This window comes from Ruegeria sp. C6, assembly GCF_056537625.1.
Map to the genome: position 1 here is coordinate 411,132 of NZ_JBQFRW010000003.1, position 16,308 is coordinate 427,439.

Genomic DNA, 16,308 nt, shown 5'->3' on the forward strand with positions numbered 1-16,308 from the left:
TGAGAGTCTTTTGTATTTCCAACTCAATTGAGTCAATTTCGCATCATTCGAGATCAAAGGTCATGATCCACATCAAACATGCTGATGTTCGCCAACTTCCCGGCGCTCGGCGAGCGCTTGACTCACGATCTGGAAAGCCGAGGAAAGAAACAGCGTTGCCATGACCGCCGCAACAATCAGGTCAGGCCAACCGCTAGCTGTACCCCAGACGCCCAATGCCGCGAACATAACGGCCACATTGCCAATGGCGTCATTGCGCGAACATAGCCAGACAGAGCGCACATTTGCATCGCCGTCCTTGTAACGGACGAGCAAGAGCACACTTGCGAGATTGGTCAAAAGAGCGAAAAAGCCAACGATGCCCATAATCTCGGCCTCCGGCACTCCGACATAGAACACCCGGTACACGGTCGATCCAAACACCCAAAGACCCATCAGCAGCAAGCTCACCCCTTTGGCCAGAGCGGCATTGGTGCGTGCACGGATTGAAGCCCCGATCACTGCCAACGAGATACCGTAGGTCAAAGCATCCCCAAGGAAGTCTAGAGCGTCGGCCTGAAGTGCCTGAGACTTTGCATAGTGACCGGCAGTCATCTCGACGACGAACATCGCCGCGTTCAGAGCAATGACAATCCACAGCCTCCTTTTGTAGTCATCTGATACGCCGTCGAATTTGGTGTTGTGTCCGCAACATGCTGACATTGGGAAGCCCTTTTGTGTCTGTCGTGACCACAGTGTAGTGTCTCTAGTTACTAGAGGTTCAAGAGGTATTTTCATGTTTTCTATCGGGGAGCTTTCCAAGCGCACGAAGGTCAAAGTTCCGACTATCCGCTACTATGAGGAAATGGGCCTGCTTGCCGCACCAGAACGCACCGAAGGCAACCAACGGCGCTACGATACGGCAGGGCTGGAGCGTCTCAGTTTCATCAAGCATGCACGCGATCTTGGTTTCTCAATTGAAGCGATCTCCGAATTGATTGTGCTTCAAGGCCACCCGGATCGTTCATGCCAAGCCGCAACGGACATCGCCGTCTCACAACTTTCCGAAGTAAGAGCAAAGATCAAACGACTACGGGCTCTTGAAAAAGAGCTGGTTCGGATTTCGAAGGGCTGTGATGACGAGGGTGTGTCAGAGAACTGCTATGTACTCGCGTCTCTTGCCGATCATAAACTGTGTCACCACGATCACTAAACTATGAGCGGACATTGCTTTAGTCGCTGCGAAAGACTGTTTTGTCCGCATAGCTGACCAACGCGATTTGCGAACACCCCCTTAAAATTTGGCCTGTTCGTTCCGATGCACACGATCTACGCGCTCGCAAACAGTTACTTTCAGAACTGGCGAAGGTGCATGGCGAGTATATCCTTAATTCAACCCCTTCACTTCAAGTAAATATTCTTGAACTCAGGTCACCTAAACTACCCTGACGGCACAGGCTCGGGGCAAATGCCCAAATTTGGGTAGGCGTGTCACATTCTCTTTCATTTTAGCCGATCTCATCGTCCAATCTGTCCAATGTCACAAATACTGACAAAACGAATCACGTAACTTCATTGAAAATCAATATGTTGTGGTTTACTGTATTTTATCAGTTGGACTATCTGATGTTTTGGTACCGTGTATCGTAGGTTCGAATCCTACCATCCCAGCCATGATTTTCCCGGAAATCACATACCGAGAAGTTGCACGCCGATTATAGCGTGTTTTCAGCGACTTAAGATCCAGCAATTTCAACTGAGACCCGAGCGTGTGCGCAACAGTGGTCGATTTCCGACCACAGTCCCAGGTCGCGACTCCGACGGTACGAGTTTGGTGGGTTTCGGAGAGGCGGCAGATCAGAGGGCAGAGAAGCGCTTGTGTTGATCTGACCAGATCACTGGGAATCCCGACTTGATCTGGTAGTCCATTGTCAGACCATCAGTTTGTTCGCCTGAAGCGATGGCATCCAGAGCATCAGGCGCCAGCATGGCCAGATCGACCACATCCTGCACCCGGCGTTTGGAGGTGCCTTCTTTTTCTACAATCTCAGAAAACGTTGGCCATCGACGATCATCACCAGCCACTGACGCACTTTGATGACACTGTGAACAGGTATTTGATCAATCTGGGGCGGCTCATCGCCAAGATGTAGTTTCATTTCCACGCCTTTCCGGTGCATCCGGTATAGCGCTGCTATGGTTGGTTCAGCGTTGGGTTCCACCCAATTTGCATTGGAACAGCAAGCGCTAAGCCCACTTCAGAATTGGGTGTTTCGCGATGCTTTCAGCACCTACGGACACCATTTGTTTGAACGTATCTTCTACTTCCAACACGCCGCAAGCAGATATTATTTTTATTTATCAAGTGCTTAAATTTGATATCTCTTATTACTAAAATTTTAGTTTGACAGCAGCGCCGAATATCACCGATGCTGTTTGCCATCCGGTCTGCACCGGATCACATAATCTTTGGGAGGAGACAGATGCGGAGACATCTACTTTCCGCCGTGGCGGCAGCGGCCGTCATTGCGGGGCATGGTCCTGCTTGGGCCGACGAAGCCGCAGCACAACGTTGGATCGACGACGAATTCCAGCCATCGACCTTGTCGAAGGATGAACAGTTGTCCGAAATGAAGTGGTTCATCGAAGCTGCACAACCGTACTCGGGCATGGAAATCAATGTCCTGTCCGAGGGTATCCCGACGCATTCCTATGAATCCGAGGTTCTGACCAAGGCGTTCGAGGAAATAACCGGGATCAAGGTCAATCACCAGATTCTCGGCGAAGGCGAAGTGGTTCAGGCCGTACAGACTCAGCTACAAACCGGACGGAATCTGTATGATGGCTATGTCAACGACAGCGACCTGATCGGGACACATTCGCGCCTGCAGTTGGCCTATCCGCTGACCGATATGATGGAAGGTGATTGGGCGGCGACAACCTCGCCAACGCTGGATCTGGATGACTTCATGGGTATTCAGTTCACCACCGGCCCTGATGGCAAGCTGTATCAATTGCCTGACCAGCAGTTTGCGAACCTATATTGGTTCCGCAAGGACTGGTTCGATGACGAAGCCAACAAGGCCGCGTTCAAAGAGAAATACGGCTATGATCTAGGCGTTCCGGTCAATTGGTCGGCCTACGAAGACATCGCCGAGTTCTTCACCAATGACGTGAAAGAAGTCGATGGCACCACGATCTATGGCCACATGGATTATGGTAAGCGCGCGCCTGACCTCGGCTGGCGCATGACTGACGCCTGGCTGTCGATGGCCGGCGCCGGTGACGTGGGTGAACCGAACGGCGTTCCCGTCGACGAATGGGGCATCCGCATGGAAGCGGGCACTTGTAACCCTGTTGGCGCATCCGTTTCGCGTGGTGGTGCTGCGAACGGCCCGGCTGCGGTCTATGCGATCCGCAAGTGGGATGAATGGCTGCGGGCTTATGCGCCTCCGGGTGCGGCGTCTTATGACTTCTACCAGTCGTTGCCAGCGCTAAGCCAAGGCAACGTGGCTCAGCAGATCTTCTGGTACACCGCCTTCACCGCAGACATGGTGAAGCCGAAATCCGAAGGCAACAACACCGTGGATGACGAAGGCACGCCGCTGTGGCGGATGGCGCCCAGCCCGCACGGCCCCTATTGGGAAGAAGGCCAGAAGGTTGGTTATCAGGACGTGGGGTCGTGGACCTTCCTGAAGTCGACGCCTGCAGATCGTGCTCAGGCGGCTTGGCTCTATGCCCAATTCGTGACCTCCAAGACTGTCGACGTGAAGAAATCCCATGTGGGCCTAACCTTCATCCGCGACAGCTCGGTCAACCACGAGTCGTTCACCGAGCGCGCACCCAAGCTGGGTGGTCTGGTCGAGTTCTACCGCTCACCCGACCGTGTGGCATGGTCACCGACCGGCATCAACGTGCCGGACTATCCGAAGCTGGCCCAGATCTGGTGGCAGCAGATCGGTGACGTGAACTCGGGCGCCTTCACCCCGCAAGAGGCGATGGACCGTCTGGCAGAAGAGATGGACATCACTATGGCCCGAATGCAGGCCGCTGACGAAAGCGCCGGTGTCTACGGTGGCTGTGGTCCGCGTCTGAACGAGCCGCAGGATGCCGCCTTCTGGTTGGAAAAGCCGGGCTCGCCCAAGGCCAAGCTTGAGAACGAAAAGCCGCAGGGCCAGACCGTCAACTATGACGAATTGGTTCAGCGCTGGCAGTCTCAGTAAGCAAACGAAACCGGGGGTGCCGTGTGCGGCATCCCCACCCCAAGGCCAGTGCGACGCACTGAAGGACCGGAACCCACGGACATGATCGAACTTAAAGACGCCACCAAACGGGTTGGCAATGTCATCCATATCAAGCCTACGAACCTGACGCTCAAGACTGGCCATTTCAACGTGTTGCTGGGCGCGACGGGGTCGGGCAAAACCTCGCTGATCAAGATGATGGCCGGGCTGGACCCGATCGCCTCAGGCAAAGTTCTGATGGACGGGCAGGACGTCACCAAGCTGAACACGCAAAAGCGGCAGATCAGTTTGGTACACCAGTTCTTCGTGAACTACCCGCATATGACCGTTTTCGACAACATCGCTTCGCCCTTACGCGTGGCGGGGATGGCAAAATCCGAAATCGAAGGCCGCGTCGAAGAGGCCGCCGACTTGCTGCAGTTGCGCCCAATGCTACAGCGCCGTCCGCATGAGTTGTCAGGTGGCCAGCAGCAGCGTACCGCGCTGGCCCGCGCGATTGCAAAGGAAAGCCGTGCAGTGTTTCTTGACGAACCTCTGGCCAACCTCGATTACAAGCTGCGTGAAGAACTGCGTGAACAACTGCCCGACTTGTTCGCCGGGCGCGGGGCCGTAGTCGTCTATGCCACCTCGGAACCGGAAGAGGCGTTGATGCTTGGCGGCTACACCGCTTTGATGGAGGACGGGCGCGTCACCCAATTTGGCCCCACCTCAGATATCTATCGCAACCCCGAGAACATCTCTGCAGCTCGTGTGTTCTCTGACCCGCCCATCAACGTGGCGCGCATCACTGTGTCTGATGCGCAGGCGCAATTGGTCGGCGGTGGAGGCTGGAAAGTCACCGATATAGCCGATGGTGACTACTTGGTCGCCGTGCGTCCTCACCGGGTGACCCCGTTCCGCTCTTCCGACGCCGACGTGGAGCTGACCGGGCGGGTCATCGTGACCGAGCTTTCGGGCTCGGATTCCAGCGCGCACTTCCAACATGGGGATGAGGCGTGGGTATCCCTGGCCTCGGGTGTCCATCCCTATCAGGTGGGTGAAGACCACAGCTTCTACATGAACCCGGCCCATTGCCGGTATTTCGGCCAAGACGGCAAAAGGATAGCCTGACATGGCACAGATCAAGCTTGCAAACCTGCGACACAGCTATTTCCCCAATCCCAAGGGGCCACAGGATTACGCCCTGAAGGAAATCGACGTCACCTGGCGCGACGGCGGGGCCTATGCGCTGCTGGGACCATCAGGATGCGGCAAGTCAACGCTGCTGAACATCATCTCGGGGTTGCTGACGCCTTCCGAGGGACAGATTCTGTTCGATGGTCAGAACGTTACTGCCTTGCCCCCAGATCAACGCAACATTGCGCAGGTGTTCCAGTTCCCGGTGATCTACGACACGATGACTGTGGGCGAAAATCTGGCCTTCCCGTTGAAGAACCGGGGGGTTGACCCGGCAACGATCAAACGTCGCGTCGATGAGATTGCAGAAATGCTGGACGTTACGGATATGTTGAATACCCGGGCCTCAGGTCTGAGCCCGGACAACAAACAGAAAATCTCGATGGGTCGTGGGTTGGTGCGCGACGACGTGAACGCGGTGATGTTCGATGAGCCGCTGACTGTTATCGACCCACATCTGAAATGGAAACTGCGGTCCAAGCTGAAAGAGCTGCACCAGCGCGTCAAAGCCACGATGATCTACGTCACGCACGACCAGACCGAGGCGCTGACCTTCGCGGACGAAGTAGTCGTGATGCAGGAAGGCGAAGTCGTGCAGATCGGCACCCCTGTGGAACTGTTCGAACGCCCTCAGCACACATTTGTCGGCCATTTCATCGGCTCACCCGGCATGAATGTGCTGCCGTGCGAAGCAAAGGGCGATCGGGCCCTGTTCGAAGGCCATGAAGTGATGCTGGAAGGCCAGACCCACGGTGACGGAGGCCGCACCGATCTGGGTATCCGGCCTGAATATATAAGCTTTGGCGAAACCGGCATCCCTGCCCATGTCACCAAGGTCGCAGATATCGGGCGACACTATGTGGTCAGTGCCATGGTCGGTGATACGCCGGTGAAAGCCGTAGCAGAACACAATGCGCCCAACCCTGGCTCACATGTGTACCTGCAATTCAAACCCGAACAATCTCGCGTCTACCGCGACGGCTGGATCGCAACCGAGGAGCGGACGCAATGAGAACGGAAAACCCAAAAGCGTGGTTCTTTGTCCTGCCGGTGCTGGCGCTGGTCGCGTTTAATGCGCTGGTGCCGATGATGACGGTGGTCAACTATTCGGTGCAGGAGACCTTCGGTAACAACCAGTTCTTCTGGGAAGGACTGGGCTGGTTCGAACAGATCCTGCGTTCCGACCGGTTTCAGGCAGCTCTGGGACGGCAGTTCCTGTTCACCTTTCTGATCCTGCTGATCGAGGTGCCGCTTGGTATCATCGTGGCGCTTTCCATGCCGCGCAAAGGGTTCTGGGTGCCGGTCTGTCTGGTCCTGATGGCCCTGCCGATGCTGATCCCGTGGAATGTGGTCGGCTCGATGTGGAATATCTTTACTCTGCCCAAGATCGGCCTGCTGGGCTACTTCCTGAATGACGTCCTGGGCATCAACTATGACATGACACAACAGCCACTGTCGGCCTGGATCACCGTGATCGTCATGGATGTCTGGCACTGGACGTCGCTGGTTGTGCTGCTGTGTTATGCGGGCCTCGTGTCGATCCCGGATGCCTATTATCAGGCCGCTAAGATCGACGGTGCCAGCCCGTGGTCAGTGTTTCGCTATATCCAGCTGCCCAAGATGAAGACTGTCCTAACCATCGCCGTTCTGCTGCGCTTTATGGACAGTTTCAACATCTATACCGAGCCTTTCGTTCTGACCGGCGGTGGCCCCGGCAACTCAACCACTTTACTGTCGATCGACCTTGTGAAGATCGCGCTGGGACAGTTCGACCTTGGCCCTGCGGCCGCGATGAGCCTGATCTACTTCGCCATCACGCTGCTGGTCAGCTGGGTCTTCTACACTCTGATGACAAAGGATGACGCGCAATGAAAAAGCGGTCCCTTATCCCGATCCTCTATATCGCGTTCCTGATGCTGCCGATCTATTGGCTGGTGGCGATGTCCTTCAAGACCACGAACGAGATCCTGTCGGGCTTTTCCCTGTTCCCCCAGACCTTCACGCTGGAGAACTACATTACCATCTTCACCGATCCGACGTGGTATTGGGGCTATATCAACTCGATAATCTACGTGACGATCAACACGGTGCTGTCGGTCTGTGTAGCGCTGCCAGCGGCCTATGCGTTCTCGCGCTATCGGTTTCTGGGCGACAAGCAGTTATTCTTCTGGCTGCTGACCAACCGGATGGCGCCAGCGGCGGTGTTCGCGCTGCCCTTCTTCCAGCTCTATTCGTCAATCCACCTGTTCGACACCTATCTGGCCGTGGCGCTCGCGCACACGCTGTTCAACGTGCCGCTGGCGGTCTGGATTCTCGAAGGCTTCATGCGCGGCATCCCGAAAGAATTGGATGAGACAGCCTATGTCGACGGCTATTCTTTCCCACGCTTCTTCGTGACGATCTTCCTGCCCAACATCAAAGCGGGTGTCGGCGTCGCGGCCTTCTTCTGCTTCATGTTTTCATGGGTCGAGATGCTGCTGGCCAAGACCCTCACCGCGGTCGAGGCCAAGCCCATCGCCGCCGTGATGACCCGCACCGCCTCCAGCGCGGGGTATGAGTTGGGTCTGCTGGCAGCCGCGGGAACACTGACCATTATCCCTGGTGCCATTGTCATCTGGTTTGTCCGCAACTACATCGCGCGCGGTTTCGCGATGGGCCGTGTGTGAGGTTCGATATGCGTAGACTTCTTCTCACCCTCCCCTTCCTGCCTTCGATGGCATTCGCCCAGCAAGCCGGATGGGGCAATGTTGGCCAGCAAGAGGAAAAGGGATTCTCGTGGACCGCCCCTCTTTGGCCTGATTTCTGGATGGCCTGGACCCCGGCGACGCTGGCGGTGTTCGTGGGTATCTTCGCGGCCATCGCACTAATTGGACTATTGGAAGGGTTCAAATTCCGCGACGGCCTTGAACGTCGCGGTGTACTTGGTCTGACAACCACGTTGGGCGATCGGTTGTTCATAACACTGCTCGGCTCGACCTATATCTTCCTTGCCTGGCTTGGGCTGGTAGGCCAACCTGTATGGACGCCTCTTTTCCTGTCCATCGGTTGGGGCGTCTTCGTCTTCTGGAAAGTTTAAGCTTTGAGAAACAGCGAAAGGATGCTTGTCTGTCAGGCATACTAAATAATGGCGACACCGAGATCGATGCGAAAGAAAAAGACAACAAATCTTCTGACCGACGTGGAACTTGAGTTCATGAACGAACTCTGGGCGCTTGGTCAGGGCTCGGTCCGTGAAGTCCTTGATCGCCTGCCACCTGATCGCAATCTGGCCTACACTTCCGGAGCCACAATTTTGCGTATTCTTGATGAAAAGGGCTTTGTCGAAAGCGAGAAGAACGGCAAGTCGCTGATCTACAGACCCCTTCTGGAGAAGGACAGGTATCAGTCGCGGTCGTTGCAGAATTTGTCCCGGACCCTGTTTGACGACACGCCCGCAACTCTGGTGGCAAGGCTGGTCGATGATGAGGGGCTGACAGAAGATGATCTAGAGGAGATTCGAGCACTGGTAGAGAGGAGACTGCAAAATGACAGCGGTTAAACCGGTTCTCGATGCGTTTCTCGAGTTCAACATAGTGCTTGGATTGTCGGCGCTGATCTGGCTGGCCGTGCGCGGAGGCCTTGCGCTGACGCCCATGCGGTACGGCTTTGTTGCTCAGCTTCGTTCGCTCAAGATACTCTGCATCGGCGTTATGCTCAGCCCGGTTCTGGCGATGGGTGTTTCGGGTTTTGTTGCTCAGGTATGGCCCGGACGGGTTGTTGCGCTGGGGGATATCGCAGTGGCAGCCTATTTGCGCGGCGAAATCGCAATGCCGGCTGCGCAGTTCGAAACCCTTCTGAACACGCGCGAACGCTGGGTTGATCATGTCATGTCAGGCGGCTCTGTTTTTGTGACTTGTGCGTTGATTACACTGGTTTTGGTGGCGGCTGTTCTGGCAATTCGGGTTGCCCTCAACGCGCTTGCAATTCGCAACGCTGTAAGCTCCAGCTTTCTATGGCGACAATCGGCCAAAGTGGACATTCGTCTTTCGGATCGCGTGACCGTACCCTTTGCAGTACGCGGCCTTCGTCGCCGCCACGTTGTTTTGCCCAGCCATCTACTGAACTCGCCACGCGATCTGCGCTTTGCTCTGGCGCACGAGTTTCAGCACATCCGCGCATTGGACGTGGAATGGGAACTGGGTTTCGAGCTTTTACGCCCGTTGCTGTTCTGGAACCCGGCCTATCTGGCTATGAAGCATCAGTTTGACCGGCTTCGCGAATTGGCCTGCGATCAGTCTGTCGTCTCGCGTAAAGGGATTGACGCGACCGACTATACCGCCTGTTTACTGGACTACTGCACACGATCGGTTAAGCTAAAAAGCCCTCGCATTCTTCATGTGGCCTTGGTTAACGGGCCGAAAGCAAAGCATGTTCTGCGACAGCGTGTGATCGCCCTGACCGATGCACCAGTGACGACGACCCAATTGTCGGCTATTTTCGTTGGGTCGGCGCTTTCCCTTGTTGTTGTGCTTGCAATTGGTTCGGCCTCGGTTCGTCAAACTCAGGATTGGAGCCATGATCGTCTTATGCTTTCGACGGTTGTAAACCTTGAACGGCTGGAAGCTCGTAATCAGGGGAATTAACTGGCCGTAGTGTATGTCCAATGCGGGCTGGGGGGTTACACTTGCGGTTACTGCTAGCAAGTTAGTCACAGATTCTGCGCTAAAGTGCTGCTGATTTTCAATAAGTCTGGTTTTGAGGTATCGCTGTCAGCGGCTTTAACGCTGGCGTCCGCGTTGCTCGATATTGATCGACCGAGAACGATTCGATAGCAATTTATGCCATTCCAACCTGCTACAACGCAGCATCGCCATTTCTAAATCAAGGTCTGGTTATACTTCGGTGCTGTGAACGTTCCAAGTTTGGCAGAGAGCCCTTTCAACGCCTTCTTATCCGCTATGCGAGCCATTGAAACGCCCCGAAGACGATCTGCCAGCGTACTCGGTCATTCAGCATAGTGAGTGTGTTGTAAACCTTTGTTGTCCCAATTGATCGTGGACAACCGCGCCCGCAGTTGCGCCGGAAACATTCGATGATTTGATTTGCCTGTCGGGGCTGAACCCTTGGGATGCGAAGCAGCTTCTACTCAGAAACCCGCGAACTTCTCAGCGCTGTTCCATTGAAGTTCGCCTTCTATCAGCCCTGACTGCACAAATCACGGATGGAATGCCATCATCAGAAGTGCCTTATCGCCTCAATTGAAGCCGGTCATATACAAATCGATTACGGCCAGGTTGTTCTTTCTTCACTGCACATTTTCGCATCTCATCTGATTTTGGGAGCGAAGCAGTCAAGTAGTCACAGCGCCTAATTGGAACCTAACGAAGGTATCGCATCCTACCGCCGTTGCCATTGTAGGCGGGGTCAGCGATCAGCCATTTGGGGTATCTATATCGTCGCCCTGGAAAGCTAAACCTCGCATGCTAACGAACTTGACACCCATTCTGAAAACAAGAAAAGACCGTCCCAACTGGGACAGCCTTTCATTCACTGTCTCTCGAAAGAGGTTCAGGCAGCCAGCGCGGCCTGTGCTTTGGCGACGATCGCGCCGAACGCTTCCGGTTCGTGCACAGCCAAGTCGGCCAGAACTTTGCGGTCCACTTCGATACCGGCCAGGTTCAGGCCGTTAATGAAGCGGGAATATGTCAGTGCCTCGTCATGCGAACGGACAGCGGCGTTGATACGCTGGATCCACAGCGCGCGGAAGTTGCGCTTGCGGTTCTTGCGGTCGCGGGTTGCGTACTGGTTGGCCTTGTCTACGGCCTGACGGGCAACCTTGAAGGTGCTCTTGCGGCGGCCATAGTAACCTTTGGCAGCCTTGATGACCTTCTTGTGACGGGCGTGAGTTACGGTTCCACCTTTAACGCGGGACATCTCTTAATCTCCTCTTAGCGGTCGTAGGGCATGTAGCCCTTGACGATCTTGGCGTCGGGGGCGGACAGGGTGGTGTTGCCACGGGCGTCGCGGATGAATTTCTTGGTCCGCTTGATCATGCCGTGCCGTTTGCCGGCCTGGCCAGCAAGGACCTTACCGGTCGCAGTCACCTTAAAGCGCTTTTTGGCGCTCGACTTTGTCTTCATCTTAGGCATTTCCGTCTCCTTTCGGGGTTCGGTTTCAGACGCGACTCGGCATGCCATCTCGGCCGGTCACGCGATCAGAAGCGCCGTTTACGCAAGTTCGGTCATACTGGCAAGGGGGTTTGGGCCAGAATCTGCGTTTTTGCAGACTGGCTAGGCACCGGGGCGACGCGCGCCGCCCCGGAGGTTTGGATTAATGTTCGAATTTGCGGATTTCACCGCTCTTCAAACGCTCTGCATAAGATGCCAGTTCCTGACGTACCACTTTCATCAGGAAGTAGAGCGCGAAGACGTTCACAACCGCCATGGCAAAGATCGCCGCATCCGAGAAGTCGATAACGGGGCCAAGGTTAGCCGCTGCACCGATGACTACGAAGATGCAGAAGATGACCTTGAACACCAGTTCCTTGGTGTGACCCTCACCGAACAGGTAGGTCCAGGCCTTGAGGCCGTAGTAGGACCAGCTGATCATGGTCGAGAAGGCAAACAGAACTACTGCGATTGCCAAAACGTAAGGGAACCAACTGAACGCGCTGCCAAAGGCGGCTGAAGTCAGGCTGACACCCGAGTTTCCGTCAACCGTTGCGATGGCATTACCGGCTTCGTTCAGCATATAGTTTCCGGTCTCCGGATCGACGATCAGCTGCTGGGTGATGATGATCACCAACGCGGTCATGGTACAGATTACGACCGTATCAATGAACGGCTCCAGCAGCGACACGAACCCTTCGGTGATCGGTTCTTTGGTGCGAACCGCCGAGTGGGCAATCGCCGCAGAACCAACGCCCGCTTCGTTCGAGAACGCCGCACGCCGGAAGCCCTGGATCAATGCGCCGACCATACCGCCAGCGACACCAAGACCGGTGAACGCTCCCGCGAAGATTTGGCCAAAGGCCCAACCGATCTGATCCGCGTTCATCAGGATGATCACCAGAGCCGCGGCCACATACATCACGCCCATGAAAGGAACGACTTTCTCAGTCACGCGCGCGATGGATTTTAGGCCGCCCACGATCACTGCAAAGACGATGCCTGCAAAGACCAGGCCAGTGATCCAGCCCGGGTAATCTCCGACGATGCCTGCGATCTGCTGATGCGCCTGATTGGCCTGGAACATATTGCCCCCACCAAGCGCGCCAAGGATGCAGAAGATCGAGAACAGAACGGCCAGAATTTTGCCGCCCGGCAGGCCCAGTTCGTTGAACCCTTTCGACATATAATACATTGGGCCACCAGAAACGGTGCCGTCATCATATTCGTTGCGGTACTTTACACCCAGCGTACATTCGGTGAATTTCGACGCCATGCCCAACAGGCCTGCGACAATCATCCAGAAAGTTGCACCTGGCCCGCCGATACCGACGGCGACCGCAACACCAGCAATATTACCGAGGCCAACGGTACCGGACAGCGCCGTTGCCAGTGCCTGAAAGTGGCTAACTTCACCCGCATCATTGGGATCAGAATAGTCACCTTTCACAAGGCTGATCGCATGACCGAAGAAACGCAATTGTACAAAGGCAAAATAAAGCGTGAAGACGGTCGCGGCGATCACCAGCCAACCCACGATCCAAGGGAACCCGGTGCCCGGAAACGGGGCAAAAATAAAGCTGACGAAAGGCCCGGTGAAATCAGCAAAGGCCTGGTTGATTTTATCGTCCAACCCGACCGCCTCCTGTGCGGCAGCGGGGCTCGCAACCAGAGCGGCAAGTGCTGCCAGACTCAGTTTGTTCTGAATATTCATCATAATCTCTCCCCTCAGTTCACGACCGTAACCGGAACATCGGCGTGCATGACAAGGTTCTGGGTCGAACTGCCAAACAGGCGTTTTTTAAACCCATCTGCCGAGGCCCGACCCACAACGATCTGGGAGCCACCGTTTTCAACCGTGATTGCATTCAGCGTTTCCGCCACATCTCCGTGACGGACGATGCCGCGCGCCTCGAATCCTGCAGCCTTCAACGCTTCGACCGCTGGCTCGATGATCCGTGACGTAGCTAACGCAACCTCTTCTTCGCGCCGTTTGTGCCGCAGGGCGTTCTCTTCTGGTGTCTGGAATGTGAAAGGAGACCATTCGATGACGTAAACCGCCAGAAGCTCGCATGAACCGATACGCCCGGCCAAGTCTTTGGCAAAGGCGATCGCGCGTTCTCCGGTTTCTGTCCCGTCCAGTCCTATGACAATTTTCGTTGTCATGCCGTTCCTCCGTTATTGTTGCTTTGGCCGGGGCCCTCGCCCCCGGCAGGGCAGCCGGAACCTGGAACTTGCTTGAGTAGACCGCCCTAAGGGCAAGTATCCCGAAAAAACACGCAAAAACAGAGAGATTATTGCTGGATACAACCCTCAAACTTCTAAGACACTGTAAATAAATATTATTATATGCCCAAATATTAGGCATACGCTTGGTATCAAACTGAAATTAGTAGTGGTGATCCGGGCTTAGCCCGGATCAGTGTTGTAGATCAGCCGTTCATCACAAGGGGCGATACGTAAGATGTTGGTGGTGCCAGGAACATTGAAAGGGACGCCGGCGGTGACCACAATCTGATCAGTCTCAGCGGCGAAACCACCCGAACGGGCGGCGCGAGCGGCGCTGACGACCGCACCTTTGAACCGCTCTTGTTCAGGGGTTAAGACGCAATGACAACCCCAGCTCAGGCAAAGCCTGCGGGCGGTGCCAGTGGCGGGGGTCATTGCGATGATAGGCACACCGGGACGCTCACGGGCGGTGAGCAAGGCGGTGGTCCCGCTTTGAGTGAAGCAGCAGATGGCTTTGATGTCAGTCTTTTCGGCAATCTCGCGTGCCGCAGCCACGATACCATCAGCGATGGTCGTACCCTTGGCGGTACGCGACGCGGCAATAATCTGAGTGTAGGTTGGGTCAGCTTCAACTTCGATGGCAACCTTGTTCATCGTCTGAACCGCCTCGATGGGATAAGAACCAGCAGCCGATTCAGCACTCAGCATGATTGCATCGGTACCCTCGTAGATCGCGGTGGCCACGTCCGAAACCTCGGCCCGTGTGGGCATTGGGCTTTCGATCATGCTTTCCAGCATCTGGGTTGCGACAATCACAGGCTTCGCGGCTGTACGGCATTTACGCACCAGACGTTTTTGGATCGGGGGGACTGCCGAAACAGGCAGTTCGACGCCCAGATCACCCCGCGCAACCATGATCCCGTCTGAGGCGTCAAGGATATCGTCAAAAGCTTCGACCGCAGCAGGTTTTTCGATCTTGGACAAGATCGATGCTCGGCCATCCGCCAGTGCGCGCGCCTCGAACACATCCTTGGCACGCTGAACGAAGCTCAGCGCCAACCAGTCCACACCCAGTTGGCAGACAAATTCTAGATCGTCGCGATCCTTGGCCGACAGCGCTGCCAATGGCAGCACCACGTCAGGCACGTTCACACCCTTGCGGTTCGAAATCGTGCCACCGACTTCGACCGTGCAATGTGCAAAATCCTGACCGCAATCCTGCACGATCAGACGAATCTTTCCGTCATTGACCAGTAGGCGCGCACCTGGCTCCAATGCGGCAAAAATTTCGGGATGTGGCAGGCAGACCCGGGTGATATCCCCGGCTGCCGGATCAAGATCCAGACGGAATGCGGCGCCCTCCTCCAGTTCTTCCGCATCATTTGCAAACACGCCAACGCGCAGCTTTGGCCCCTGCAGATCAGCCAGAATCGCGATCGGGCTTTCCAGATCCTTTTCGATCTGCCGGATTATACGGTGCCTCTCGCGAATCTCATCGTGGCTGCCATGGCTCATGTTCAGCCGGAATACATCGGCCCCGGCCTCATGCAGCGCACGGATGGTGTCATAGTCATTGGACGCCGGTCCCAGCGTCGCCACGATTTTCACATTTCTCAGGCGTCGCATTGATCAGGCTCTCCTCAAACGCGTAAATGTTACCGCAAACATTGCTCAGGCTGCTTATTGCGCAATTCCCTTTCCAACGCAACTGTCCTACACCTGCGACAAACAAGATGACAGGCTCATGACATACTCTCCGTTTTTTGTTCACGGCGCGGATCGCCCGTCGCGTTGGCTGATTACTTGCGACCATGCAACCAACATGGTGCCGCCCGAAATCAGCGGCGGAGACCTGGGCCTGCCGCGCGAAGATATGGAACGCCATATCGCTTATGACGTGGGCGCCTACGAGGTCTCAAAGCATCTGGGTGAGGTTCTGAACGCCCCCGTAATCGCAGCCAACTTCTCGCGCCTCGTGATTGACCCCAACCGGGGCGAGGACGATCCGACGCTGTTGATGAAGCTCTATGACGGCTCGATCATCCCCGGTAACCGACACGCAGATGCGACCGAGCGTGAGCGTCGTCTGACCATGTGCTACCGGCCCTATCACGATGCGCTGGCAGAGCTTGCAGCCCTGCCGCATGCGGTCATCATCTCGATGCATTCCTTTACGCGCCAGCTCCGTGGCCGCGATCCTCGGCCGTGGCACATCGGCGTCTTGCACACACCGGATGAGCGGTTCTCGCGCCCGCTGATCAACCGGTTGAACGCCGAGGATGATCTGTGCGTTGGGGTAAATGAACCCTATACAGGTGTGCTACCCGGCGATGCGATCGACAAGCATTGCAGCAGTTTCGGCCGTCCTAATGCACTGATCGAGCTGCGTAATGATCTGATTGCGGATCATGACGGGCAACGCAGCTGGGCCGAACGATTGGCCGTTATTCTGCAGGATGCACTGAACGATAGCGGACTATGACGTAAGGTCACTTCATGCCGCTTCCGATCCTCGAAATATTGTGAGCCAATGT

17 protein-coding genes are annotated in these 16,308 nt (G+C 55.7%); 10 read left to right on the top strand and 7 right to left on the bottom strand.

From position 1 onward, the window contains the following. Positions 1-72 precede the first annotated feature (72 nt). Positions 73-702: a cation efflux transmembrane domain-containing protein gene (locus ACR0MJ_RS13555; RefSeq protein ID WP_480761325.1), complete on the bottom strand. Its 630-nt coding sequence runs from the start codon at positions 700-702 to the stop codon at positions 73-75. Between the two features lie 73 nt (positions 703-775). Between ACR0MJ_RS13555 and ACR0MJ_RS13560 the strand changes: the two genes are divergently transcribed. Further along, positions 776-1,192 carry a MerR family transcriptional regulator gene (locus ACR0MJ_RS13560; protein WP_480761326.1) on the top strand — a complete coding sequence of 139 codons (417 nt, stop codon included), beginning with the start codon at positions 776-778 and terminating at the stop codon, positions 1,190-1,192. Between the two features lie 644 nt (positions 1,193-1,836). On the opposite strand, the gene ACR0MJ_RS13565 is transcribed toward ACR0MJ_RS13560, so the two are convergent. Beyond that, positions 1,837-2,064 (bottom strand): hypothetical protein, encoded by a 228-nt coding sequence (locus tag ACR0MJ_RS13565; protein ID WP_170401955.1) that lies wholly within the window; start codon positions 2,062-2,064, stop codon positions 1,837-1,839. 398 nt (positions 2,065-2,462) lie between these two features. Between ACR0MJ_RS13565 and ACR0MJ_RS13570 the strand changes: the two genes are divergently transcribed. The 8 genes from ACR0MJ_RS13570 to ACR0MJ_RS13605 all read left to right on the top strand — a co-directional run bounded on the left by ACR0MJ_RS13570 (position 2,463) and on the right by ACR0MJ_RS13605 (position 10,021). After that, complete coding sequence (locus ACR0MJ_RS13570; protein ID WP_170392843.1) at positions 2,463-4,202, top strand: ABC transporter substrate-binding protein; 1,740 nt, start codon at positions 2,463-2,465, stop codon at positions 4,200-4,202. 81 nt (positions 4,203-4,283) lie between these two features. Then, a complete protein-coding gene (locus tag ACR0MJ_RS13575; RefSeq protein ID WP_170512585.1) occupies positions 4,284-5,333 on the top strand; it encodes an ABC transporter ATP-binding protein in 1,050 nt (349 codons plus the stop codon). Between the two features lies 1 nt (position 5,334). Next, entirely contained in the window at positions 5,335-6,411 is a 1,077-nt protein-coding gene (locus tag ACR0MJ_RS13580) for an ABC transporter ATP-binding protein (RefSeq protein ID WP_170401961.1), read from the top strand. Beyond that, positions 6,408-7,271: a carbohydrate ABC transporter permease gene (locus tag ACR0MJ_RS13585; protein WP_480761328.1), complete on the top strand. Its 864-nt coding sequence runs from the start codon at positions 6,408-6,410 to the stop codon at positions 7,269-7,271. Before ACR0MJ_RS13580 ends, ACR0MJ_RS13585 begins: the two co-directional genes overlap by 4 nt. Further along, on the top strand, positions 7,268-8,065 hold the full coding sequence (locus ACR0MJ_RS13590; protein ID WP_058280831.1) for a carbohydrate ABC transporter permease: 798 nt from the start codon (positions 7,268-7,270) through the stop codon (positions 8,063-8,065). Before ACR0MJ_RS13585 ends, ACR0MJ_RS13590 begins: the two co-directional genes overlap by 4 nt. An 8-nt stretch (positions 8,066-8,073) precedes the next feature. After that, positions 8,074-8,475: a DUF2160 domain-containing protein gene (locus ACR0MJ_RS13595; RefSeq protein WP_170401966.1), complete on the top strand. Its 402-nt coding sequence runs from the start codon at positions 8,074-8,076 to the stop codon at positions 8,473-8,475. 66 nt (positions 8,476-8,541) lie between these two features. After that, on the top strand, positions 8,542-8,937 hold the full coding sequence (locus ACR0MJ_RS13600; RefSeq protein WP_008759241.1) for a BlaI/MecI/CopY family transcriptional regulator: 396 nt from the start codon (positions 8,542-8,544) through the stop codon (positions 8,935-8,937). Then, positions 8,924-10,021: a M56 family metallopeptidase gene (locus tag ACR0MJ_RS13605; protein ID WP_170401969.1), complete on the top strand. Its 1,098-nt coding sequence runs from the start codon at positions 8,924-8,926 to the stop codon at positions 10,019-10,021. The genes ACR0MJ_RS13600 and ACR0MJ_RS13605 overlap by 14 nt, the downstream gene beginning before the upstream one ends. Positions 10,022-10,946: 925 nt before the next feature. On the opposite strand, the gene rplT is transcribed toward ACR0MJ_RS13605, so the two are convergent. The 5 genes from rplT to pyk all read right to left on the bottom strand — a co-directional run bounded on the left by rplT (position 10,947) and on the right by pyk (position 15,400). Further along, positions 10,947-11,312: a 50S ribosomal protein L20 gene (gene rplT / locus ACR0MJ_RS13610; protein WP_008756009.1), complete on the bottom strand. Its 366-nt coding sequence runs from the start codon at positions 11,310-11,312 to the stop codon at positions 10,947-10,949. 14 nt (positions 11,313-11,326) lie between these two features. Further along, complete coding sequence (rpmI, locus tag ACR0MJ_RS13615) at positions 11,327-11,527, bottom strand: 50S ribosomal protein L35 (protein ID WP_010443552.1); 201 nt, start codon at positions 11,525-11,527, stop codon at positions 11,327-11,329. Positions 11,528-11,708: 181 nt separating this feature from the next. Further along, the gene (locus ACR0MJ_RS13620; protein ID WP_170395588.1) at positions 11,709-13,259 is read right to left on the bottom strand and encodes an alanine/glycine:cation symporter family protein; all 1,551 of its coding nucleotides are present in this window, start codon (positions 13,257-13,259) and stop codon (positions 11,709-11,711) included. A 14-nt stretch (positions 13,260-13,273) separates the two neighbouring features. After that, positions 13,274-13,711 carry a universal stress protein gene (locus ACR0MJ_RS13625; protein WP_170395586.1) on the bottom strand — a complete coding sequence of 146 codons (438 nt, stop codon included), beginning with the start codon at positions 13,709-13,711 and terminating at the stop codon, positions 13,274-13,276. A 243-nt stretch (positions 13,712-13,954) separates the two neighbouring features. Next, positions 13,955-15,400: a pyruvate kinase gene (gene pyk, locus ACR0MJ_RS13630; RefSeq protein ID WP_170395584.1), complete on the bottom strand. Its 1,446-nt coding sequence runs from the start codon at positions 15,398-15,400 to the stop codon at positions 13,955-13,957. Positions 15,401-15,518: 118 nt separating this feature from the next. On the opposite strand from pyk, the gene ACR0MJ_RS13635 reads away from it, so the two are divergent. Beyond that, the gene (locus tag ACR0MJ_RS13635; RefSeq protein WP_170512699.1) at positions 15,519-16,256 is read left to right on the top strand and encodes an N-formylglutamate amidohydrolase; all 738 of its coding nucleotides are present in this window, start codon (positions 15,519-15,521) and stop codon (positions 16,254-16,256) included. Positions 16,257-16,308 lie beyond the last annotated feature (52 nt).